The organism is Formosa sp. S-31 (assembly GCF_051172795.1).
Classification (GTDB): domain Bacteria; phylum Bacteroidota; class Bacteroidia; order Flavobacteriales; family Flavobacteriaceae; genus Formosa.
Genome location: NZ_JAENDK010000002.1, coordinates 591,641 through 615,999, shown reverse-complemented (window position 1 = coordinate 615,999; position 24,359 = coordinate 591,641). Strand labels below are relative to the sequence as shown.

The 24,359-nt window shown below is 35.5% G+C and carries 25 protein-coding genes; 21 read left to right on the top strand and 4 right to left on the bottom strand.

All coding sequences use genetic code 11. The features are described 5' to 3' along the window. Positions 1-161 precede the first annotated feature (161 nt). The 14 genes from I3217_RS03015 to I3217_RS02950 all read left to right on the top strand — a co-directional run bounded on the left by I3217_RS03015 (position 162) and on the right by I3217_RS02950 (position 13,880). On the top strand, positions 162-839 hold the full coding sequence (locus I3217_RS03015) for a metal-dependent hydrolase (RefSeq protein WP_435048249.1): 678 nt from the start codon (positions 162-164) through the stop codon (positions 837-839). A gap of 502 nt (positions 840-1,341) precedes the next feature. Beyond that, positions 1,342-2,328, top strand: a complete 987-nt coding sequence (locus I3217_RS03010) for a YjgN family protein (protein ID WP_435048248.1) — start codon at positions 1,342-1,344, stop codon at positions 2,326-2,328. Position 2,329: 1 nt separating this feature from the next. Beyond that, the gene (locus I3217_RS03005; protein WP_435048247.1) at positions 2,330-3,397 is read left to right on the top strand and encodes a M48 family metallopeptidase; all 1,068 of its coding nucleotides are present in this window, start codon (positions 2,330-2,332) and stop codon (positions 3,395-3,397) included. 42 nt (positions 3,398-3,439) lie between these two features. Continuing rightward, on the top strand, positions 3,440-4,063 hold the full coding sequence (locus I3217_RS03000; protein WP_435048246.1) for a hypothetical protein: 624 nt from the start codon (positions 3,440-3,442) through the stop codon (positions 4,061-4,063). A 5-nt stretch (positions 4,064-4,068) separates the two neighbouring features. Further along, positions 4,069-5,250 carry a serine hydrolase domain-containing protein gene (locus tag I3217_RS02995; protein WP_435048245.1) on the top strand — a complete coding sequence of 394 codons (1,182 nt, stop codon included), beginning with the start codon at positions 4,069-4,071 and terminating at the stop codon, positions 5,248-5,250. A 155-nt stretch (positions 5,251-5,405) separates the two neighbouring features. Next, on the top strand, positions 5,406-5,864 hold the full coding sequence (locus I3217_RS02990) for an SRPBCC domain-containing protein (RefSeq protein WP_435048244.1): 459 nt from the start codon (positions 5,406-5,408) through the stop codon (positions 5,862-5,864). A gap of 112 nt (positions 5,865-5,976) precedes the next feature. Beyond that, positions 5,977-6,276 carry a DUF1905 domain-containing protein gene (locus I3217_RS02985; protein WP_435048243.1) on the top strand — a complete coding sequence of 100 codons (300 nt, stop codon included), beginning with the start codon at positions 5,977-5,979 and terminating at the stop codon, positions 6,274-6,276. Between the two features lie 129 nt (positions 6,277-6,405). Continuing rightward, a complete protein-coding gene (locus I3217_RS02980; RefSeq protein WP_435048242.1) occupies positions 6,406-7,359 on the top strand; it encodes a homocysteine S-methyltransferase family protein in 954 nt (317 codons plus the stop codon). A gap of 43 nt (positions 7,360-7,402) precedes the next feature. Continuing rightward, entirely contained in the window at positions 7,403-8,266 is an 864-nt protein-coding gene (locus tag I3217_RS02975; protein ID WP_435048241.1) for a helix-turn-helix domain-containing protein, read from the top strand. A 141-nt stretch (positions 8,267-8,407) separates the two neighbouring features. Next, positions 8,408-8,962: an OsmC family protein gene (locus tag I3217_RS02970; RefSeq protein WP_435048240.1), complete on the top strand. Its 555-nt coding sequence runs from the start codon at positions 8,408-8,410 to the stop codon at positions 8,960-8,962. A gap of 534 nt (positions 8,963-9,496) precedes the next feature. Next, positions 9,497-10,603: a DUF6544 family protein gene (locus tag I3217_RS02965; protein ID WP_435048239.1), complete on the top strand. Its 1,107-nt coding sequence runs from the start codon at positions 9,497-9,499 to the stop codon at positions 10,601-10,603. 17 nt (positions 10,604-10,620) lie between these two features. After that, the gene (locus tag I3217_RS02960; protein ID WP_435048238.1) at positions 10,621-12,246 is read left to right on the top strand and encodes a hypothetical protein; all 1,626 of its coding nucleotides are present in this window, start codon (positions 10,621-10,623) and stop codon (positions 12,244-12,246) included. An 89-nt stretch (positions 12,247-12,335) separates the two neighbouring features. Further along, on the top strand, positions 12,336-12,758 hold the full coding sequence (locus tag I3217_RS02955; protein WP_435048237.1) for a VOC family protein: 423 nt from the start codon (positions 12,336-12,338) through the stop codon (positions 12,756-12,758). A gap of 399 nt (positions 12,759-13,157) precedes the next feature. Then, the gene (locus I3217_RS02950; RefSeq protein ID WP_435048236.1) at positions 13,158-13,880 is read left to right on the top strand and encodes a T9SS type A sorting domain-containing protein; all 723 of its coding nucleotides are present in this window, start codon (positions 13,158-13,160) and stop codon (positions 13,878-13,880) included. 120 nt (positions 13,881-14,000) lie between these two features. Here I3217_RS02950 and I3217_RS02945 read toward each other — a convergent pair whose 3' ends face one another. Then, positions 14,001-14,921, bottom strand: a complete 921-nt coding sequence (locus tag I3217_RS02945) for a S1 family peptidase (RefSeq protein ID WP_435048235.1) — start codon at positions 14,919-14,921, stop codon at positions 14,001-14,003. Between the two features lie 180 nt (positions 14,922-15,101). Between I3217_RS02945 and I3217_RS02940 the strand changes: the two genes are divergently transcribed. The 3 genes from I3217_RS02940 to I3217_RS02930 are packed head-to-tail and all read left to right on the top strand — an operon-like array spanning position 15,102 to position 18,228. Next, positions 15,102-16,142: an o-succinylbenzoate synthase gene (locus I3217_RS02940; protein WP_435048234.1), complete on the top strand. Its 1,041-nt coding sequence runs from the start codon at positions 15,102-15,104 to the stop codon at positions 16,140-16,142. Between the two features lie 9 nt (positions 16,143-16,151). Further along, positions 16,152-17,162 carry a CPBP family intramembrane glutamic endopeptidase gene (locus I3217_RS02935; RefSeq protein ID WP_435048233.1) on the top strand — a complete coding sequence of 337 codons (1,011 nt, stop codon included), beginning with the start codon at positions 16,152-16,154 and terminating at the stop codon, positions 17,160-17,162. Beyond that, positions 17,146-18,228 (top strand): AMP-binding protein, encoded by a 1,083-nt coding sequence (locus I3217_RS02930; RefSeq protein WP_435048232.1) that lies wholly within the window; start codon positions 17,146-17,148, stop codon positions 18,226-18,228. Before I3217_RS02935 ends, I3217_RS02930 begins: the two co-directional genes overlap by 17 nt. Before the next feature lie 66 nt (positions 18,229-18,294). Here I3217_RS02930 and I3217_RS02925 read toward each other — a convergent pair whose 3' ends face one another. Both I3217_RS02925 and I3217_RS02920 read right to left on the bottom strand, forming a co-directional pair. Beyond that, a complete protein-coding gene (locus I3217_RS02925; RefSeq protein ID WP_435048231.1) occupies positions 18,295-18,717 on the bottom strand; it encodes a DoxX family protein in 423 nt (140 codons plus the stop codon). A gap of 59 nt (positions 18,718-18,776) precedes the next feature. Continuing rightward, complete coding sequence (locus I3217_RS02920; RefSeq protein ID WP_435048230.1) at positions 18,777-20,405, bottom strand: acyl-CoA carboxylase subunit beta; 1,629 nt, start codon at positions 20,403-20,405, stop codon at positions 18,777-18,779. Between the two features lie 146 nt (positions 20,406-20,551). Between I3217_RS02920 and I3217_RS02915 the strand changes: the two genes are divergently transcribed. The 3 genes from I3217_RS02915 to I3217_RS02905 all read left to right on the top strand — a co-directional run bounded on the left by I3217_RS02915 (position 20,552) and on the right by I3217_RS02905 (position 22,457). After that, entirely contained in the window at positions 20,552-21,082 is a 531-nt protein-coding gene (locus tag I3217_RS02915; protein WP_435048229.1) for an NADPH-dependent FMN reductase, read from the top strand. A gap of 98 nt (positions 21,083-21,180) precedes the next feature. Continuing rightward, positions 21,181-21,618, top strand: coding sequence for a MarR family winged helix-turn-helix transcriptional regulator (locus tag I3217_RS02910; RefSeq protein ID WP_435048228.1), 438 nt, complete (start codon positions 21,181-21,183; stop codon positions 21,616-21,618). Positions 21,619-21,734: 116 nt separating this feature from the next. Beyond that, positions 21,735-22,457 carry a pirin family protein gene (locus I3217_RS02905; protein WP_435048227.1) on the top strand — a complete coding sequence of 241 codons (723 nt, stop codon included), beginning with the start codon at positions 21,735-21,737 and terminating at the stop codon, positions 22,455-22,457. Between the two features lie 77 nt (positions 22,458-22,534). Here I3217_RS02905 and I3217_RS02900 read toward each other — a convergent pair whose 3' ends face one another. Next, positions 22,535-23,719, bottom strand: coding sequence for an MFS transporter (locus I3217_RS02900; RefSeq protein WP_435048226.1), 1,185 nt, complete (start codon positions 23,717-23,719; stop codon positions 22,535-22,537). Between the two features lie 455 nt (positions 23,720-24,174). On the opposite strand from I3217_RS02900, the gene I3217_RS02895 reads away from it, so the two are divergent. Next, the gene (locus I3217_RS02895; protein ID WP_435048225.1) at positions 24,175-24,357 is read left to right on the top strand and encodes a CAL67264 family membrane protein; all 183 of its coding nucleotides are present in this window, start codon (positions 24,175-24,177) and stop codon (positions 24,355-24,357) included. The last annotated feature ends 2 nt before the right edge of the window (positions 24,358-24,359 follow it).

Sequence of the window (24,359 nt, the reverse complement as noted above, 5' to 3'; positions counted from 1 at the left end):
ATTTTGTTGATTTTCAGTCTTTTGCATATTATCTTTATACCAGTTGATATATTATCAATAGTAGGCTTAAATTTAGCTTCATTTTTGGGGATTGAAAAACTCAGACAGATTCTTTAATATGTCTGAGTTTTTTTTGTAATTTGATTTTAAATTACAGCAAGATGAAAATTACATTTTACGGTCATGCCAGTCTCGGCATAGAAGTTAACGACGTTTCTATTTTAGTAGACCCATTTATTTCTCCAAACCCTAAAGCGGGTCATATCGATATCAATACTTTAAAAGCGGATTATATTCTGGTGACCCATGCCCATCAGGATCATGTGGCCGATGTGGAAGCTATTGCAAAACGTACCAATGCAGTGGTTATTTCCAATGCCGAAATTGTGTCGTATTACGATAAACTGGGAATTGAAGGACACCCTATGAATCACGGTGGATCGTGGGACTTCGAATTTGGTACCGTAAAATATGTGAATGCCATACATTCTTCAGGCTTTGCCGATGGCACGTATGGCGGGCAACCGGGTGGTTTTGTTATAGAAGGCGAACACAAGAACATTTACATTGCCGGAGATACAGCACTTACGTTTGATATGAAACTTATCCCGTTGCAGTTACAGCTGGATCTTGCCATTTTGCCTATAGGCGATAATTTTACCATGGGTATAGATGATGCTATTATTGCGAGTGATTTTGTGGCATGCGATAAAGTACTGGGCTATCATTTCGACACCTTTGGCTATATAGAAATAGATCACGAAGAAGCAAAACGTAAGTTTTTCGATAAGGATAAAGATTTAATGCTTTTAGAGATCGGCGAGAGTATTGAGTTGTAAGTGTGAGATGTTAGGTTTTAGTGGTGAATTACTTTCGAGGATAGTTATAGGTGGTAAAATTGAATAGCAGTGAATCGTTAATCAATTATACTATTTAACGAATTATATTATTTCGGCATAGTGTCCATAGATTTATAAGTTGTTTTTTTTCTATCATACTATTTGTAATTTCCAGATTTATTGTGGTTTGTATTTTGTAGAGGATTGTGATTTATATGGAGAATATAATTTGTAAGAAAACTTTTAAATCTAAAGCTAACTTTTTTATATATTGGCAAACGGCACGAAGTATAGCCACCATGATGATTTTTTGTGTTTGTTATAGAGATTCTATTAGGTAAACATAAAATTTCGGATTAAAATTTAACTAAACCAAAAACCTAAACCTAACCTACACAGTTTAAATGCCGATAACTTATGGCTATACGGGAAGTTATCAGTGTGTTTAAAGCCTGTTTGCGCACGGCGTGGCCACAATCGTGTATGCATGTTTTATTACATTATGGAAACCACATTAATAGAAAACCCAATTGCGGTAACTACCAACCAGCCACAGCAGTATCGACTTGAATTTTTTGGAAAGGGATCTGAGTATTTCACCATTATGATTGTAAACTGGCTGTTAACTCTTGTCACTTTAGGCTTGTATTATCCCTGGGCTCGCGCTAAAAAACTGCGTTATGTGTACGGGCAAACGGCATTAAATAATGAACGATTTCATTTTGCAGGAACAGGTAAGGAAATGTTTCGCGGCTTTATAAAAGTAGTGTTGTTTTACATTGCTATCATGGTGTCTTATGGTGTACTTTTGGCCTTTTTTAAATATCCTTTGCTTGCAGTGCTCTTTCTGTATTCGGCTATTTTGGCGATCCTTCCGTTCGCTATTCATGGTTCGTTTCGATACCGCATGAGCAGAACTTCTCACCGGGGTATTCGTTTTGGATATCGTGGCGACCGTAAAGAATTTGTAAAGGAATTTTTTAAATGGGTAGGGTTAACAGTATGTACTTTTGGTATTTACGCGGCGTGGTTACAAATGAATATACGTAAATATACACACGAGAATATTCGTTATGGCGATGTGACTTTTTCTAACAATGCGAAAGGCGAAGATTATTTTATACTGAATTTGAAAGGCTATTTCCTGTCGTTATTTACACTTGGTATTTACAGTTTCTGGTGGCAACGCGATATTTTTAATTATTATATAAATAATATGAAAATGACCAAAGGCGATCAATACATAAAGTGCAGTTCTACCGCAACGGGCGAGGGGTTTTTCGGACTTATAGTGGGGAATTTTTTAATTACCATGTTTACTCTGGGGTTTGGAAAGGCCTGGGCCGATATGCGTACACAACGCTTTATTTTTAATAGTATAAATCTAGAAGGTACTATTGATATTGATAAGATTCATCAGACCGAAGAGGAGTACACCAATGCGTTTGGCGATGATGCTATGGATTTCTTTGAAATTGATATTGCTTAATATGACTAAAGCAATAGTTGCTAAATACTTTGACGGGCAGTCGTCAGCCATACAAAAGGCTACACTTACGTTTAATGGTAGTCAGGATGCCTTACGTTTGGTAACAGATGGCGGAGCTGCACAAATCTGGCAATTAAGTGATATACGATTTGAACAGTACGGCGATGTGCTTGAAATTCGAAACGATAAGCATTCGGGAGCTAAAGTAACAGTAACAGATACCTATTTTTCAAGCATTTTTTATATGGCTATGAAAGATAACAAACGTGTAGATGTACATACACGTTTGTTGCGTCTTGGCTTTTCTAAAATTATAGCACTAGCTATTGGTTTACTGGGGGTAATTGCATTGGTCTATATTTATGTATTGCCTCCGGTTGCAGAAAGATCAGCAGCCTTGCTACCAGACAGTTTTGATAATGAAATTGGAGATGTGTTTACAGAAACTTTTCTGGAAGAAAGCGATGTAGATGCGGAGAAAAGCGACTATCTGGAACATTTTGCTGGAGAACTTGACTTGGGAAACACCAAGAGACTGCGCTTTGCTGTTGTAGAATCAGAGGAAGTAAATGCTTTTGCCTTGCCTAACGGGCAAATAGTGGTGTTTACAGGGCTTTTAGATTGTATGGATAGTGCAGATGAACTGGCTGCTTTACTTGGGCATGAGGCTTCTCATGTTAATAAACGCCATTCCACAAAAATGCTTTGCAGGAATCTGGCAGGTTATATGATGGTTTCTTTGTTGCTAAGCGATGTTAACGGTATTATGGCTGTTGTTGCCGAAAATGCTCAGCAACTTCATGCACTGTCTTATTCGCGAAAGTTTGAACAGGAAGCCGACGAACAAGGTTTAAAAATTATGATGGATAACCAATTAAATCCAGATGGGATGGTAGAATTATTTGAAGCGTTGGATAAAGCTCAAGGAATTGCAGTTCCTGAAATTATGAGCTCCCATCCTCTAACGAAGGAGCGTAAAGCGAATATGCAGAATATTATTTCGAAATCGGATTACAAGATAAAATCTAATAGTATTTTGGAATCTCTATTTGAAGACCTAAAGAATTAGTTTATATTTTTACACCAGATAAAACCGGTAATTATAAAAAACATGAATAGTAGTTTACGTTTAAAAGGCATCATGATTTTTTTATTTTTATGTTGTGTTCTTCTCTTAAATAATAAAGTGTTTGCACAAGAATCGGTTTTGGAACAGGAATATCGAAAATACTCTATTATTGCAGGGATACAGTTTCAGAATTTCGCTCTACCATTTAAAGATTTAGAAAGTAATTTTACGCATCCGGGCTTCTTTATAGGTTCAGAAATATCATATAATCAAAAAGAAACATTAATACAGCAGGCTGGCCTAGGTGCATATGCAAACAAGGACATTGGTAATGGTTTGTTTTTAAGTACTCAGATAGTATATCGGCCTAAAATTTATAACAAATTTTATGGCGAATTAAAAGCAGGGCTAAGCTATCTAAGAGTATTTCATCCAACACAAGCTTATATCTACGAGAATGGAACGTGGAACGATATCGTCGGTGGAAAATCGCAATTAGGGATTCCACTTGATTTTGGATTTGGTTATTCATTTACAAGCTCATTAGGAGAACTATCACCGTTTATGTTGTATCAAATAGCACCCGCTTTGTTTTATAACGACACCTTACCAGTAAATATTTATACCAGCTTCTTGATTGGACTGAGAGTTAAACTTTTAAAATAGAAAGGATGAATTCATTAAAATTTAGAATTGTAGTAGTCACTATCTTATTTTTTAATTTTTTCGGATGTTCTAAGTCCGAAATGGATTTATCACATAACAGTTGTGAAACTGCAGAAAACATTAATCTTAATCACCCAAATGGTGAAGTCCTTCAGGAGAAACTGAATCGTATAGTAGGGTTGGGAGTACCAGGAGTGGTGTTAGTTTTAAAAGATGCAGATGGTGTTTGGGGATCAACTTCAGGTCTTTCAAAAATAGAAACAAACACTCCTATGGAACTTTGTCATTTGCAGTTCGGTCAAAGTATTGCAAAAACATATATGGCAACAGCCATTTTAATGTTATACGAAGCTGATAAAATAGATTTAGATGAAAAAATATCAAATTACTTACCAGCTTCTATTCTAAATAATATTGCAAATGCAAACGAAGCAACTGTTAGAATGTTATTAAATCATACCTCGGGGATAGCAGAATATAATGATAAACCTGCTTATGTAACTTATTTATTGCAACATCCGTTACACGAGTTTACAACAGCAGATTATTTGGATTTCGTAAGAGGGGCATCACCTAAATTTACTCCAGGTGAAAAACAAAGCTATACCAATACAAATTATGAATTATTAGCATTGATTGCAGATCAGATAACCGGTGATCATAAACAGTTTATTCGTAACGAAATTTTAGCCTCTCAAGGATTTAATAATACTTTTTATCACAATCAGGGTTTTATGAATTATCCTGAATTAGCAAACACGTATTGGGATAGATATAGTAATGGTGAAATTGAAAATTGTTCTGAGATGCATAGGATCAATGTAGGGTCGTTAGTTGGAGATGATGGCATAATTGCCACTCCAATGGATTACATTTTGTTTTTGGAACAATTGCTTACAAATCAAATTCTGTCTGAAGAAACAATGAAACAGATGCTTGATTTTGTACAAACTGAAGCAGATAGTCCTGATGGTTACGGACTGGGACTTAGTCAGGAGTTTATTAATGGCCATGAGCAAATAGGTCATACCGGAGGTGGTATTGGAGCGGGATGCATATTAGGGCATTATACAGAAAACGATACTTATTTTTTTCTGGCGATTAATTTAGGGGTTTCCATTACTCCAAAAATTGCAGATCCTTTCGAAGATATCGCAGATGAGATTTATGATATTTTATTGGAGTAATTATTAAGAGTTATAATATCCAGAGGTGTATATTTTGTTTTCTAAAAATCATATAAATTGTATGTGTAATATGATTAATCGTTAGTGTAACCTTAACGGAATATTTGGCTAAATTACAATTGATATTAGGTAACATACGAAACAATTTATGACTCATGAAAAAGCTACAATACAAAATAGCCATCAAGGCATCAGCGGAACAGGTTTATAATGTGATGCTGGGTATTGAAAACATTAAAACTTACGAAGCCTGGACTGCTGAATTCAATCCTACGTCAACCTACGTAGGTAACTGGGACAAGGGGACAAAAATCTACTTTATAGGCACTGATGAAAATGGTAAAAAGGGGGGCATGGTTTCTGAAATTGCAGATAATGTACCGTTTCGCTTTGTCTCTATTCGTCATTATGGCATTTTAGATGGTGATACTGAAATAACTGAAGGACCTCAGGTTGAAAAATGGGCCGGAGGACTGGAAAATTATATGTTCCAGGAGCATGACGGAGTAACTACTGTTACTGTGGAAACCGATATAACAGAAGACTATCAGGATTATTTCGACACGACCTGGCCAAAGGCTTTGGAGAAGTTAAAAGCGTTGGCTGAGAAATAGTTTTTTAGTTTGTAGTCTATAGTTTTTATTAAACTGTTCTATCCAATTAATTTATACGCCCCATAGTATTTGTGCCATGAATTTTATAGTGTAAGGTTTACCATGGTGCAATATGAAAGGGCGTATTAAATATGAGTTTAAGAGTACATTGTGGAAACACGATGGCACAGGAGGTTGGTATTTTGTGTCCTTACCTAAACCGATTTCAAAAGAAATACGGGAACATTTAAAATGGCAGGAAGAAGGTTGGGGGAGACTAAAGATTATAGCAGGTCTTGGAGGTGTAGTCTGGGATACAGCCATTTGGTTTGATACAAAACGGAACACATATTTACTCCCTGTTAAAGCTGAAATCAGAAAAAAGCTTAGTCTTCAAAATGATGATTTTCTATCAATAAGTATCTGGATTTAAATATGATTCTTTGTTGAAATCTATAAGTGCTTTGCTGAAATCAAAAATACTATTGTAATAATCAGTAACTTTATAATATTAAACGACTGTTTACTAGTGTTTTGATTTTAATCGTAAAAGGGCTGGGTTATGTTAAAGTATAGGAGTGAATTACCACAATTATTGTCAGAAACATTTATGACAGATGGAGGTATAGAAACCGATATCATTTTTAATAAAGGTATCGATTTACCCGAATTTTCAGCTTTTGATTTACTGAAAAATAAAGAAGGCAGACAAATACTGAAAAACTATTATTACGATTATTTAAGTATTGCCAAGAAGCGCTGTAAAGGATTTGTATTGGAAGCGCCTACCTATCGAGCTAGCCCGGATTGGATGGTTAAAATAGGGTATATATTGGATGATTTACAAAGTATTCATGAGGAGGCAATGGGAATTCTTGAAGAGTTAAGACAGGAATTTGAAACTGAAAATTTTAAAATACCCATTAGTATTTGTATCGGGCCAAGGGGAGATGGATATGTCCCAGGAAAAATGATGACTGCAGAAGAAGCCGAAGCATATCATAAATCTCAGATTAAGGTTGCTTCAAATACTAATGCCGATCTGGTTTCTGCTCTAACAATAAATTATAACGCAGAAGCCATAGGTATTGTTAATGCTGCCAAGTCACTAAACATGCCCGTAGTAATTTCTTATACGGTAGAAACCGATGGGAATTTACCAAGTGGACAATCCTTAAAATCGGCCATTGAAACCCTGGACGATGTAACAGATAACTATGTCTCTTACTTTATGATAAATTGTGCACACCCTGAGCATTTTAAAAGTGTCTTAAAAAGTAAGGAAGCCTGGGTGAACAGAATTAAAGGCCTTAGAGCAAATGCTTCGAAAAAAAGTCACGCAGAACTCAATGAGTCTGAAACTTTAGATATAGGGGATAAAAAAGAACTGGCTCAGGACTACACTGAGTTAAGAAGCCTGCTTACAAACTTGAGCAAAATAGGAGGCTGTTGTGGAACGGATGCTTCTCATCTCGAAGAGATTTGTAATTTATGGTTTAATAATAGTGTATCTTAAAGGTGTGAATATCATTTTGAGTTTTATTCTTTAATAATTAGCCATGTTAGATCTTTACGGATATCTTAAAACAAGTAATACCTTTAAAAAACTCCAGATACATGATCTGATGTTTATCCAATATAAATGTTTGGTTGAGGAGGTTAAAGCTGGCATATGGTCTGATGCGAATTATTTTGTTTTTGTGACTTCAGGAAAAAAAATGTGGCGAAGTATTAAAAATGATTACATTGTTGAAACCGGAGATTCATTGTTTGTAAAAAAAGGTGCCAATTTGGTACATCAGTATTTTGATGAGGATTATTGTGCGCTCATGGTGTTTATCCCCGATGATTTTATTAAAACGTTTATGCAACGGTTTTCAGCTAGTCTTAACCAACAATCTTCAAACGATTCCTTTGTAACCGATGCTATAATAAGAGTGCAATTGGATCATTATCTGGAAGGTTATGTAAATTCGCTAGCGGCTTTTTTAAGTTCTTCGTCTTATCCGGACAAAAATTTATTACAACTTAAATTTGAAGAACTGTTACTTAATATTTTTACAAATCCAATCCATAAAACACTGGCAGATTACCTGCTGTCTATTAATAAGGAGCAAAGTGATCAGTTGAGTCAGATTATGGAAGAAAATTATGCTTATTGTTTAAATCTGGACCAATATGCCAGGTTGTGCAACATGAGTTTGAGTACGTTTAAGAGAAACTTTAGGGATATTTATAATTGTTCACCGGGCAAATGGTTATCTAACAAACGTCTGGATTTGGCTGTACACTTGTTAAAAACCACAGATAAACCAATAAACCTAATTGGGTTTGATTGTGGTTTTGAAGAACCTTCCAGTTTTATCAGAGCATTTAAGCAGAAATATTTAACGACACCGCTTCAGTTTCGTGAAGCTCAATAATTTTTTATAAATCGCTATTAAAACGAATGAATCTATGCTTTTGGTCTAAATTGCTGATTTTTTGAACTTTTAGGCCTATCTCACTGGGCCTTTGCTGGCATACTTTTGTATAGTAATTATTAATCAATAAAAAAACAAAGTATGGAAGCTTTAACAAAAACAGTAAACGGATTTGATCAGGGGGCAATAGCACAGGTTGTAACAACATTGCAAGAAAACCCTGATATTGGAAATTTTGAACTAAGAGCTACTAATAAGTGGATTGATGCCGGACATAACAGAAGTTACATTCAGGGATTCTACGGTGCCGGACAGGAAGATACCAGTCGGACAGAACCTTTTATTTATGATAATGATGAACCACCTGTATTATTAGGTGCTAATAAAGGTGCTAATCCGGGAGAAGTTCTGCTTCATGGTCTTGCTGGGTGTATGACAACAGCCATGGTGCTTTTGGCTGCAGCTCGCGGTATTGAAATCGGCACAGTGTCATCTAAAGTAGAGGGAGATATTGATATTAAAGGATTTTTAGGTTTGAATGCAACAGGAGCCAAAGGGTTCAGCCAAATCCGGGTAAGTTTTAATATAACAGGTGTTGATGACAAGCAGAAAGAAGAGCTTCTAAGTTTAGCTAAACAATCTCCGCTTTTCAATTCCTTAATTTATCCAACAGATGTGCAGGTTGGTATAGAATAAATTAAAACAAAGGAATATACTTTTTATTAAAAATCACTAAAATCAGGTCTTATGATAACTATACATAACAATCACGAAAAACAAACATTAGCTAGAACTAAAAGTCAGGCATGGAATTCAAAAAGGAGATATCAATAATTAATTTTAAAAGTCATGAAAATTAAACCAGAATACGAATATAAAACAACTATAAATATGTCCAGGTCTCATTTGTTTCGTAAACCCAGCTTCACAACAGACCTTTACAAAAGGGGATAAAATATAAGTAGTCTATACTTAAAAGAGCGACTTTAAAGTCGCTTTTTGCAGTTAAAAATACATAGTTTTAAGTAGAAGTTTTATTGTAAAATTGACGGGCTGATTTAGAAGTTGTCAAGAAGAGAACAGAGTAAAGTTTGTTTGAAAAATAATGTGGTACTAGTTCTTAAGCTTGTCATTCATAATAAAAGGAATTTGGCTATAATTTCGTAACTTAAGGTGATTTAGTGAGTTATGTGTTTGCAGGAGCGCCAAACTGAAAATATTGAATGACCTGTGAAAATTGTATTTTTAAGTCTTGTATTATTTCACGCATTAATTCATGTAATGGGATTTGTTAAAGGATTTCGATTTGCTGAATTAAAAGGACTAACACTTCCTGTTTCTAAACCAATAGGCGTATTATGGTTGCTGTCAGCTGTATTGTTTTTAATTTTTAGTGTGCTTTACGCTACAAAAGGAAACTATACCTGGCTTTTGGGGTTGATAGCTGTATTTATGTCTCAGGTGTTAATTAGTTTCTTTTGGAAAGATGCAAAATTTGGAACTCTGCCTAATATAATAATCTTTATTGTGTCTTTAATGGGCTTAGGGGCATTTCAGTTGAGAGAGGAATTTAAATCCAGAGTAAATTCTGATTTTTCTGAAACTACTATCTTGCCCACAGGAATATTGACCGAAAAGGATATTGCTCATTTACCTGTGGCTGTAAAAAACTATCTTCGATATACGAAATCTGTCGGTCAGCCAAAACTTAAAAATTTTAAAGCAGAATTTTCCGGTTTAATGTATTCTACTCCCGATGACAAAGGGATCCCAATAAAAACTATTCAATACAATTTTTTTAAAAATCCTTCGCGTTACTTTTATATATCAGGAACGAAAATGGGGCTGCCGGTTACAGCTTTACATATATATCAAAATGAAACAGCCACCTTTCAGGTTAAGCTTTTAAACTGGTTTAAAGTTGTGGACGCTAAAGGAAAGGAAATGGATCGTGGAGAAACAGTTACTTTGTTTAATGATATGTGTCTTATTGCTCCGGCCACACTTATTGATAAACGAATAGCTTGGGAAAGTGTAAATGACACACTGGTAAAAGCATCTTTCACAAACGGAGGGATTACAATTAAAGCAGCGCTTTATTTTAATAAAAAACATGAACTGGTCAATTTTATGAGTTATGACCGATACGAAACTGATGGAGAAAAATATCATAATTATCCATGGTCTACACCTGTAGAACATTATAAAATGCTAAATGGATATATGTTACCTGGTAGGGGAAAAGTGATATTTCACAAGCCGAATGGAGATTTTGTATACGGTCAATTCGTATATAAAAGTGTAAATTATAATGTAACTGCTGTAGAACAATTTTAGAGGAAGTAATTAATGAAATGGAATGGAATAAAAAGCATATAATATCTGGCTTTTTCAGCCTGTTTTTAATAATAATTCTTGCCGGCGTGGTTTTGTCATTTAGAGTGAAGACTCAGGTAAAAGACCTTTTTAAAATGAATAAGCGGTTACAGGAAGAGGGATATTACATGGCAGAATTTGAATTTCATATGCTTGGTTTTGGATATCTTTTAGGAAAAGGTAATTATATACAAGCTTTAAAGGGTGTTTCTGAGTACCACAATTTTTTGAGTAATAAAGAAAACCTGATACAAATACCGGAGTTTGCAAGTAAGCAGGAGGAAATTGATTTTTATTTGAATCTTCAGAATCCTGAGACCGGAGCTTTTATGGATAATTCAGCTCCGTTTTGTACGTATTTTTCGAATACCGAAAATATGGTGTTGCACCTCGAAGCTTTACAGGATTCTACCACAAAACCCTTAAAATTAAAATATCCGCTTAGTTTTCTGGACAAAATAAATACACCAGATAAACTGGAAGCTTACTTAAATGACATATCTTATATGAATACTCTTGGAGCCAAATTCCCTCAAACGACTTTTCACTTCGCTCGGGATATATTTAGTAATGTAGAAGCTGAAAATAGCATTGAAAAAAACAATCTGTATCAATTTACATCAGAGTGGAAGTATACCCTTTTAAAATGGATGTATAATTTTCAGGATTCAGAAACCGGTTTATGGGGACCAAAACACATAAAAACTAAACGTTTATTGAAAAGAGATATCAATAACAGCTATTCTGTTGTGAAAAAATTCAGGAACACTAACGGAAAGGATATTTACAAAGAGTTTCCCTTGCAATTTGGAGATAAACTTTTTAGTGAAACTTTAAAAGGTCTTAAAGAGCCAATGCCAGAAGATGGTAATCTGGAGTGGGTTCACGAATGGAATTTAAGACAGGCTAAAGGGATAAAAATGCTTCTTGCCTGTTTGTGGAAAGATGCCTCAGTACAACACAAAGAAGAGGCGAAAACGGTTATAGCTAATTTTATTCAAAAGAGTTTCGATAAATATTATGTTGAGGAAGACGGTGCTTTTAGTTATTATCCTAACTCAAATCAGGCTACAGTGGATGGAATGAATAATATGATTCTTAAGCGGATAGGAGCTTTGTCTTATGCAAGACAAAAACGCTATTGGGGCGCTCCAGAGGCGAATGCCAAAAATTTAGGTGTTTTCACAGTTCATACTATAGGACAGAAAGATTTAAGTGTAATTTCAAAAATTCCGGAAATAAATTCTTGGCGAATTTATAAGACTGAACCTGATTTTACTAAACTGTATAAAAACACCTTGGCATTATATTACCCCAATGAAACCCAGGTTTTAGATATTACAGAACTGGTGCCAAATATTATTAAATGGAGTGAGGCTTCAACACTTTCCACAGGGAATTGGAAATCAATGGCTGATATTAAAAATGAATATGAGCCTTATCAAATCAAAAAGCCTCTGATTTACAGGCAAAATTTTCCTTTTACTATTATAAACAATTGTCTTATGGAAACATCAGAATTATATATTGTTGGATTTGATATCCTGCAAATTCCCCGCTTTATTGTAAAGTATAAAACGAGAAGGAAACAGGTTAAGAGTTGAAGGATGATAGTTTATTTATTAGTGATTTTTATGGGGTATGATTGATTATATTTAGAAAACTGAAAAGAATGTTTTAATATTAATAACTTTTGAAAGACCGTAAAACTAAAATAGAAATAGAATTTTTAGACCATATTGCGATTCGTGTATCAGATATGGAAGTGTCTGCTGCATGGTATGAAAATGTGTTGGGACTCAAACGTTACAAATTGTCTGAATGGGGAGATTTCCCCATCTTTTTACTTAATGGAAAATCGGGAATAGCGTTATTTCCGGCAAACACTTCAGATCCCGAACTTGATCCAGATTCCAAAAATGTAAAAATTGATCATTTTGCATTTCATGTTACATCTGAAAATTTTGAAAGGGCTAAAGAGCGATATAGAGAGTTGAACCTGGATTATAATGTTCAGGATCATTATTACTTTGATTCCTTATACACTAAAGACCCGGATGGTCATACCGTTGAATTAACGACGCTTAAAGTTAATGAAAAGGAATTTTATAAATGATATCTTAAGTTGAAAGCTATATTTTCGGTAGTTTTGAAAATAGTAAAAATAAGACCAGATTAATTTACTTTTAGAACCGTTTTAGAACCGTTTTTTTGTTAGCATATTTACAAGCCCGAATTCTTCCAGTTTTGTGGAGAGATAAAATATAAGTTGAAACTTATTTAGACATTATATTATCATCCTTTAAATTTTAGTAGAAGACTACCTGGGATGTCAACTGGAAATTGTTTGCGTGATGAAGTTTTAGTTTATTGGTTATTAGTTGGTTACGATTTGTTTTGTTCTTTGTTTTTATTAAATTTAAGTATCATTTTTAAATACTTAATTAATATGAAAACAAATGCTGCTCTTAGGTTAAAATGCCCCTTGACGTTTTTCATTTTTATAAATCTCTTCATGGGATTTTCGAGTTCAAAAGCTCAGATTATTTATACAGATTTAGAACCAGATTTTATCAGCGAAAAAGATGGAGATTCTTATAATCTGGATGTAAATAATGATGGTAATGCCGATTTTAGTTTGACCTCAAATGAAGTTAGTGAAAGTATTTATATAACCTCAATGCCCGAAGATTTTAATGGTCTGGCAGCTACAGGAGGTCCTTTTTGGTCATGGATAGTTCCTCTAACAGAAAATACTGTAATTTCAAAAAATTTCAACTATTACGATACATTGGGGTTAATGATTGTAGAACAATGGGTAGGCAATATAGATAAATATCTGGGGTTGCAGTTTTATATAAATGGAGAAACTCATTATGGATGGGCACGATTAACTGTAATAAGTGCAACCCAATGGGTTATTAAAGATTACGCTTATCAGTCTACTCCGGGGACAGCCATTTTAGCAGGACAAAAACCTGCTGCGCTTCAGGTAGATGAAGAGGAAATATCTCCTACAATTAAGATTGCCGCTTATAACAAACTCATAGAGGTATTTAATCTCAGGGTGCCACATAATTACGAATTATATAATATTACAGGACAAAATGTAGGTAAAGGCGCCGTTTCTAAAACACTTAATACTATAGACATGTCTTTTATTCCATTGGGTGTTTATGTTATTAATTTAACTAATCCTGTAACGGGTCAAACAAATAAAAGAAAACTGGTAATTTAGGTTGTTTGAGTTATTAAAAATTTTTAGATAAAATTTTAGTTTTTACTATAATGAATTTAAACTGTAGTAAACAAAAAAGAGCGACTTGAAAGTCGCTCTTTTCGTAATAAAATAATAAATCTATTTTTTGATATTTCCTTCTTTTATAAGTTTAAGCAGTTCTGCTGCTGGAATTGTAGCTTTAAGTATCATTTGAGTTTTCGAAGGATCGTCCGAATGTTGTAAAGTTTTAGTGTAGGACACCGTACCTATAACATTACCAAACTGATCGATAATAGCACCTCCACTGGATCCCGCTGCAAAATCGGCCGAAATAGCCATGATGTTTCTATATTGTCTGGCTCTCCAGTTGTTTTCACTAAATTTATCGGTAACCATACCTGAAGAAAAGGCATAAAAGAATCCTTTTGGATGACTAACAATAAACACTGGATCTCCAATTTCTGCATCTTTGGTTGCAATTGGTAAAGCTGGAAGTTTGCGACCTTTAGGGTCTATTTTTAAAATGGCAAGATCGTTGGCCTGATCAGCACTTAAAACTTCTGTTACCGGGAATGTAGTACCATCTTTAAGCATAACAATCATAACATCTCTGGAGGTTGTGTTGTTTTTAGTAACGTAGCCATTAGCGACATGGTAGTTTGTAACGATAATTCCTTTCGAGTCGATAATGTATCCCGTGGCTGGGTAGCTATGTATTTTTTCACATTCGGTACCACGCTCAGTAAGTTCACCGCATTTACCGGTTGGAGAAACAATTACAGTGGCTTCTGCTACACGATTGTATATCTTTCCTGGTTCTAATTTTTTCTTTTTCATGGACTCTAAGTCTACTGCTATAGGCCCGTAACCATTGGGTTTGAAGGTTTGACTTAAAGAATCTGCTGTTAAAAACAATTCACCGGATTTGATTAATTTGGCGGCTTCTCCGGGAATTCGGGCTTTGTATTCTCTGATATTATTTTTGTACAACTGAGCTTTTGAAGTTGTAACCGAAAACATTACGAGTAAGAACAGACTTGCTTTTAAAAAATAGGTCATAGTATGTATTAAAGTTTTATATGCATTAGACCTTTCAGAAGGTCAAAAGTTTAAGGCTGCAAAGGTAATATTTCTAATTAAAATAAGCCGCATGATTAAGTTTAGATCTGAAATGGAATTGGGGGATTCCTTTTCTGAAAACGCTAAATAGTAACAAAATAATTGTCTATTTTTGACTATATGATAACAGCAGAATATTACAAATATATTTTAGATTTTAAACGGCCAAGCGGAACCTCCAGAGGCGTGCTTACAACCAAGGAAACCTGGTTTATTCATTTAAAGGATGGAAATAAAACGGGGATTGGAGAATGTGGCATTTTACGAGGGCTTTCGGTAGATGACCGTACGGATTATGAAGACAGACTGCGATGGGCCTGTAGCAATATACATGTGGGCTTGGAAGTATTGTTGGACGCTTTAACCGAATTTCCAAGTATACAATTCGGTTTGGAAACAGCATTTAAGTCATTGGAAAGTGAGCTGTCATCGTTTGTATTGTTTCCCTCAAAATTTACTTCCGGGAAAGAATATATTCCTATAAACGGGTTAATCTGGATGGGAGATGAAGCTTTTATGAAAGCGCAGATTAAAGAAAAAATTGAAGCTGGATTTTCATGTATAAAAATGAAAATAGGAGCCATAAATTTTGAAACAGAATTGAATTTACTCCAATCTATTCGTAAGGAATTTTCGGTTTCAGATATCGAGCTTCGGGTAGATGCCAATGGTGCGTTTACGCCGGATTCTGCTCTAGAAAAACTAAAACGACTCAGTGATTGGGACTTGCATTCCATAGAGCAACCAATAAAAGCGGGGCAGGCCAGTGAAATGGCACGTCTTTGCGAAGAAACTCCGTTAGGGATAGCTTTGGATGAAGAACTAATAGGCGTATTTGAAACGCAGGATAAACAACTTCTTTTAGATACTATAAAGCCACAGTATATTATTTTAAAACCGAGTTTAATAGGTGGTTTTAAAGGCAGTGATACCTGGATAAATCTGGCGGAAGACAGAAATATAGGCTGGTGGATAACCAGTGCTCTGGAAAGCAATATAGGCCTTAATGCAATAGCACAATATACGTTTACTCTTAAAAACAATATGCCGCAAGGTTTAGGAACAGGGAGTTTATTTACTAATAATTTTGATTCGCCATTACGGGTAAAAAATGGTACATTGCAGTATGTAACTACCGAAGATTGGAATTATAATTTATAAAACTAAAATATGTATATAAGTCAGGCGTTTAAAGGGCTTCACGATTGGTGGCGCTATATTGTAGGTGTAATTATAGCCATTGCAGGTGTAGTGGTGTTTTCTATACCTCATGTAATTGCCATTAGCATAAAAACACTACAGGGTGGGGTAGATGCTTCTAAAATGGAGGATGTAAACTACATCATGACCCTTTTCGACTCTAACTTAAATTTGATATTTATTCTTTTACCTTTTCTGGGAGGGTTAATTCTGTTATTTATCGCGGTAAAATTTTTGCATAAACTCCCGATTTTACAATTAACAACTACACGAGACCGCATTGACTGGAAGCGTATAGGCTTCTCTTTTTTCTTCTGGGGGTTAATCTCATCGGGAATGATTCTGATAGATTATTTTATATCTCCCGAGAATTATCTGCTAAACTTCCAGTTTGGTAAATTTATAATATTGGCAGTTATTGCTATTATTCTTGTGCCGATACAAACGAGTTTTGAAGAATATATGTTCAGAGGGTATTTAATGCAGGGTATTGGTGTTATAACCAGAAATAAGTGGTTTCCTTTATTGTTAACTTCTGTGGTATTTGGTGGTTTACATATCGCCAATCCCGAAGTGGAAAAACTGGGGTATGTTATTATGATTTACTACATAGGTACCGGACTGTTTTTAGGAATTTTAACTTTAATGGACGAAGGTATGGAACTCGCTTTGGGATTTCATGCTGCGAATAACCTGTTTACCGCTTTACTGGTAACTGCCGACTGGACTGCGTTTCAGACGTATTCGGTGTTTAAGGATATTTCAGATCCAAGTAGTGCAGAATTAACAGATATTTTTATTCCCGTATTTATCATCTTCCCAATATTATTGTTTATTTTTTCTAAGAAATATAAATGGACCAACTGGAAAGAAAAATTAACGGGAAAAGTTTACGAATCAAGCCCTGAAATAGCTCAGGACCACATACAAAACCAAGCTGTTGAATCTATAAATTTTGAGACTTATGATAACCAAGAGTAAAATACCAACTTACGATAAGATCCATTTAAAGTTTAAATTAAACGGAAGATATTACGATACCGAAGACTTAAAAGAGGTTGCGTATAGTTTTATTAAGGAAGGCGATGTTTTTGAGAAGAACCTGGGAGATTTTTTGCAGGCATGGCTGGATAATAAGGATTATGTAACGGTAAGAACCTCGGGCTCTGTAGGAGAACCTAAATGGGTAAAACTTAAAAAACAGGCCATGGTAAATTCGGCTATAGCTACTGGAAATGCCTTTAAACTGGAACCGGGGGACAAAGTATTACATTGTTTGCCTACTAATTTTATTTCGGGACGCATGATGCTGGTTCGTGCCATGATTTTAGGTTTAAATCTTGATGTGGTACCTCCGCGTGCCACACCGGTATTCGACGAAGAAAAAGTGTATGATTTTTCTGCAATGATACCACTTCAGGTAGAAAATATACTACCTAAATTAGATCATTTTAAAACCATTATTATTGGTGGTGCAGCGGTGTCCGACACTTTGCTTGAAGCCCTGTCAAAAGTAAAGACTAAGTGTTATGCTACTTATGGGATGACCGAAACGGTTAGTCATATTGCTATAAAACCTTTAAACGGTCCTAAAAAATCTAATAATTTTAAAGTATTGCCTAAGGTAAAGGTATCTCAAAGCGAGAACGGATGTTTGCGTATAGATGCTCCTCATTTAATAGATGAACCTTTACAAACCAACGATGTGGTTACAATGCATTCTGATACGGAATTTGAGTGGTTGGGACGTGTTGATAATGTCGTGAATTCTGGAGGCTTGAAAGTATTTCCGGAACAACTGGAAACCCTGCTGGCATCGAAAATGAAAGAACGATTTTTTATAAGTTCTGAAGAGGATGAAACATTAGGAGAACGGTTAATATTGGTTGTTGAAGGGGAGGAGAAAGCCATAGACCCGAAAATTTTTGAAGTACTGGAAAAAAATACCAGACCTAAACAAATCTATTTTATTGACAAGTTTGTTGAAACACCAACGCGTAAAATAAGACGAAAGCTAACTCTGGATTTACTAAAATCTAAGGTTTAAAATTTAAAGTGAAATAATAAAAGCCCGCTACACATTAGCGGGCTTTTTTAATAATATTAAAATTTGTTATTGCTGCATTTTAAAATAGTAATCGGCAGAATGTTTTCCCGAGCCATAAACCAGAAAGAATATACATATTAAAAAAGTAGCTGTTGCTAAAACAAGATTACCTATTTGCATATCTCCGGCAAAATTAATGGCAATGGCTCCCAATAGAATTGGTAACTGTGCAGCTATGGCCCAACGAGTTAAGAGTCCGAATATAATAAGTAGTCCTCCAATAAAATGAGCAGGGGCTACATAATGCATAATAAGCATGCCGCCGGCCCAGTTTTGAAAAGGAGATAATAAGTCCATCAGAATTTGCGTACTCGACATAAAACTAATGCCTTTGGCAAATAAAAAGACTCCAAGTCCAATGCGTAATAAATCGATTGGAATAGAGGTGTGTACATTAGCCCATTTGTTTAGAGCTTTAATAGTTTCCATAATATTAACATATTGGTTTATATGTATTTAAGTTACGAAAATTTAGTCTAAATTAAAAGTTAAACTTGTATAACACCCAGGTTAAATGGCTTTTCTATCGGAGCGTGGTTTGCTGCTTCTATACCCATTGAAATCCATGTTCTGGTATCCAGCGGATCTATAATAGCATCGGTCCAGAGTCGGGCTGCAGCATAATACGGTGACACTTGATTATCGTAACGGGATTTAATTTGATTATACAATGCTTCTTCCTTTTCAGGGGTAATGGTTTCGCCTTTGGCTTTAAGTGATGCCGTCTCGATTTGCAGCAGTACTTTAGCAGCCGAATTTCCACTCATTACCGCCAGTTCGGCACTGGGCCAGGCCACAATTAATCGTGGATCGTAGGCTTTACCACACATAGCGTAATTTCCAGCTCCATAACTGTTTCCGATAACGATAGTGAATTTAGGGACTACCGAATTACTTACAGCATTGACCATTTTAGCACCGTCTTTAATAATGCCACCATGCTCCGATTTAGAACCGACCATGAATCCTGTTACATCCTGTAAAAACACTAAAGGAATTTTCTTCTGATTACAGTTAGCTATAAATCGTGTGGCTTTATCGGCACTGTCGTTATAAATTACACCTCCAAACTGCATTTCTCCCTGTTTGGTTCTTACCAGTTGTCTTTGGTTAGCTACTATACCTACGGCCCAGCCATCTATGCGGGCATAAGCTGTAATAATGGTTTTACCATAACCTGCTTTATATTCTTCAAATTCAGAGTTATCTACCAGACGTTTAATGATTTCTTTCATATCGTACTGGTCGGCACGACTTTTAGGAAGTATACCATAAATGTCTTGTTGTGGTGCTTTTGGTTTTTGCGATTCGACACGGTTAAATCCGGCTTTGTCGTAATCCCCGATTTTATCAATTATATTTCTAATGGTAAGTAAAGCATCTTTGTCATCCTTAGCCTTATAGTCGGTAACTCCGCTTATTTCGCAATGCGTTGTGGCTCCACCTAAGGTTTCGTTGTCTATGGTTTCGCCTATGGCAGCTTTAACAAGATAGCTTCCGGCAAGAAAAATACTGCCTGTTTTATCAACAATTAAGGCTTCATCGCTCATAATAGGAAGATACGCTCCACCGGCTACACAACTGCCCATAACTGCAGCAATCTGGGTAATGCCCATACTACTCATAATAGCATTATTTCTGAAAATACGCCCAAAATGTTCTTTATCCGGAAAAATCTCATCCTGTAATGGTAAATATACACCAGCACTATCTACCAGATAAATTATAGGAAGTTTGTTTTCTATGGCGATTTCCTGGGCACGTAAATTCTTTTTACCTGTAATAGGAAACCAGGCTCCTGCCTTTACCGTAGCGTCGTTAGCCACTACAATACATTGTTTACCTTTTATATACCCTATTTTAACTACGACACCACCGGAAGGACAACCACCGTGTTCCTGATACATTTCTTCTCCGGCAAAAGCTCCAATTTCTATACTTTTTGTATTCGGATCTAATAAATACGCAATGCGTTCCCGCGCTGTAAGTTTGCCTTTATTGTGTAGTTTTTCTATACGTTTGGCACCTCCGCCAAGACTAACTCTGGCAAGACGCTTTTTTAAATCGGATAGTAAAAGTTTATTGTAGTCTTCGTTTTTATTGAAGTTGATATCCATGTACTAAGAATTTGTCGCTAAAGTACGAAAGTTTCAAAAATACTAAACCAATTATATGAATAATGAAATAAGTTACATGGGTATATCTTCCTAGGAAATTAAATTTATTTGTTATATCTTTGATAAGAATTAAAACACAAACAGTTATGAAAAAGCTTTTAGCCTTCGCAGGGAGCAACAGTAAAACGTCTATAAATAAACAGTTAGTAACATATACGTCGAGTTTGGTAGAGGATGCCGAAATTACACTTCTGGATTTAAATGATTTCCCTTTACCTGTTTTTGGAGTGGATCTTCAGGAAGAGCAGGGGATACCTGATAATGCTAAACGTTTTTTAGAATATATTAAAGCATCAGATGGTATTTTTTTGTCTTTGGCTGAGCATAATGGCGCATATTCTACAGTGTTTAAAAATTTGTTCGACTGGATGTCTCGTATCGAAGGGGAACTTTGGCAGCATAAGCCCATGTTATTAATGGCGACATCGCCGGGGGCAAGGGGAGGTGCTTCGGTTTTAGATATGGCAAAGACACGCTTTCCATTTAACGGAGGTAATGTAGTAGCCAGTTTTTCATTGCCAAAATTCAAGGAGCATTTTAGTTCCGGGCGTATTACCGATGAAGCTTTAAGACAAAGTTTAGAGAATGCTGTAGCGATATTTAAAGACGCTTTGTAATAACCGGGGTCAGAAACCTATAATTGGATTATTGTGTAGCAAAATAAGCGAAGCTCTCAATTAGCTATATCTTAAGTATTAAGTAAAATATAAAAAGTATGGGAGATATTTCTAAAGATATCACTTCTCGGTTTCCGAGTCAGCGTGTAAAAGCTCTGATTAACATTTTGTATACGGCAAACTGGATTACAAGTTTACAAAATGATTTTTTTAAACCCTTTGGTATTTCGCCACAACAATATAATATCTTACGGATTTTAAATGGGGCTGATGCACCTTTAAAAGTGCAAACCATAAAGGAACGGATGATAGACCGGGCACCAAATGCCACAAGACTCATGGATAAATTATGCGCGAAAGACTTAATACAACGGATTTCCTGCCCAGCAGACCGTCGTGTGGTCCATATTGAAATAACAGAAAAAGGAAAAAAACTATTGGAAGCTATAGCTGATGATCACAATGAATCCCTTCTTCAGAATTTAAATGAAGCAGAGGCTAAACAATTAAGTGACTTATTAGATAAAATTCGATAATAAAAGTAAGACGCGTTTTACTGTAGAATCAATAGCCTTAAAATTTTCAGGTTATTATTTAACAAATCTGAAAGTAAAACGATTACCTGAAATTTAATTTAAAACAACAATTTACAATGAAAACTATAGTACATAAAGCAGAAAGCCGAGGCTTTGCCAACCATGGTTGGTTACAGGCTAATCACTCCTTTAGTTTTGCTAACTGGTACAACGAGGAACGTGTGCATTTTGGAGCATTACGGGTATTAAACGACGATGTTATTGCGCCTAGTATGGGGTTTGGAACACATCCGCATCAGAATATGGAAATTATTACCATACCTTTAAAAGGCGTGCTAAAACACAGAGATTCTATGGGAAATTCCTGGGAATCGGTTTTGCCTGGTGAAGTACAAGTAATGTCTGCTGGTACAGGAGTACAGCATTCCGAAATCAACGGATCGACCAGCGAGCATTTAAGTTTATTTCAGATCTGGGTAATACCGGACACACAGAATGTGGCACCTCGCTACGATCAGAAAACGTTTAAAAATGCAGACCGACGTAATACTTTGCAGGTTTTAGTAACGTCAATGGAAGACGCGCATTCAGAAAGTTTAAAAATTCATCAGGATTCTATATTATCCCGAATTGATTTGGATGCCGAAAAGGAATTTACTTATACGCTTAAAAGCGAAAATCACGGTGTTTATGTCATGATTATCAGTGGAAAAGCGATAGTTGCTGATGAACAGTTGGAAACCCGTGATGCTGTTGGTATTAGTAATACAAAACGTTTTGAAGTGAAAACAGTAGAGGAAACATCCTTACTATTTATAGAAGTACCAATGCAGTTTTAGAAAAATTATAAAAACAGTGTATTAACAAAAAAGGATTCAGTTTAACTGAATCCTTTTTTGTTGTTTATAGGGTAAATTTAATTATAACAGTTTTTAAGAACATGTTGTTGTTTTTTACGTCTTTTTCGTAGAACGATAATACTAAAAGCAATGAGAATTCCTGTGCCAGCCATAGCAGCACCAACCCAATCGGCAGCTGTATAACCGTAGCCCATGGCTATAGGTAAGCCGGCTAAGTAAGCCCCTGAAGCATTTCCGATATTAAAAGCACTCTGGTTAAGGGACGAGCCCAAAGTTTCTGAACCTTTTGATGCATTAATTATGGCTACCTGTATAGGAGTGGATAAACAAAAGGTTATGGCTCCTATTATAAAAGTCATTACTAAAATCATCACCTTATCGGTAGCAAGGAATGTATTGGCCGAAAGGCAGATAACCATACAACTCAGGGTAATAATTATAGCATAGATGGGTGAAAACTTTTCAGCTAGTTTAGCTCCTATAAAATTGCCTATAACCATGCCTAAACCCGCCAGAATCATAGCCAGAGATACGATTTGATCTGGGTGACCGGCAACTTCGGTAATCAAAGGAGCGATATAACTATACCAGGCAAAGAATCCGCCTGTACCTATGGTGGTTAACAGTATAATCAGCCACAACTCCAGGCGTCTGAAGATTTTAAATTCTTTTAAGAAACTAACTTCCGAAGATTGTTTTAAAAGGGGCATCCAGAATTTTACACCTAAAACAGCTAAAACTCCAACGATTCCCACCATTATAAATGAAATATTCCAGTTAAAATGTTTTCCAAGGTAAGTACCCAATGGAACACCTAGTAAATTGGCAAAGGTTAGACCACTAAACATAATAGCGATACCCTGAGCTTCTTTTCCAGGTTTAGAAAGTTTTCCAGCTACAACAGCTCCAATACCAAAAAAGGCACCATGAGGTAGGCCGGACAGAAAACGTAAAATTAAAAACGAAGTATAACCTGTAGCAAAAGCAGAAAGCGTGTTAAATAGGGTAAACCAGAGCATGAGTCCAAAAAGGACTTTGTTGGCCGGCCATTTGCTGCCTAACCCTGTAAGTATTGGAGCACCAACAACAACGCCCAAAGCATAAGCTGAAATAAAGTGTCCTGCTTCAGGGATACTTATGTTAAAGGCTGTAGCTACATCGGGTAAAATCCCCATAATTACAAATTCGGTTAAGCCGATACCGAATCCTCCAATAGCTAAAGAAAGTAAAGCTTTATTCATATTAAACGGTGCTTTTTTTATTTTAAAAGCAACTGCAAATTTAGACAGACTTCAGGATTGTTTTTGACTCATATGCATAAAAAAAACGTTAATTCAAAACTTGGTAAAAAATGAAGAAGACTTTTCTTTTTTTGAAATATTATGAGCTTGTTTGTTAATGAACTCATAATAAATTTTTAAAAAAGTTAATTGGTTATATTAAATGATACTATAAGTGTATTTGTGTTTTGTGATTGATAATCAGTGGTTTTGGTGTTTTAGTACATGTTAAAAGATATTTATTTTTATGTTTTACAATTCGTGTTAAAAACACGATATTTGTGCTTTAATTTTCGCAGGAGACCGGGATGAGTGAACTTCAAAAAAGGTGAAGGCCTTAAAAAAAGAATAAATAAGATATTCCGGACCTTGTAACTACAGTACAAGGAAATGCGTGTAACATAGAATTTCAAATTATGGCAATGAATAAAAATACAGTTTTAACATGGGCTACAACCATTATGATATTAGTAGGACTAGGTTTAATAGCACTGGGTGCATTTAGATACAACGACGTAGCAGGTTGGGGATTCGCCTCTGTTGGGATAGGTTTTTTTGCTATCGCCTGGGTTTTTAATGCATTAAAAGGTAGAGTTTAATT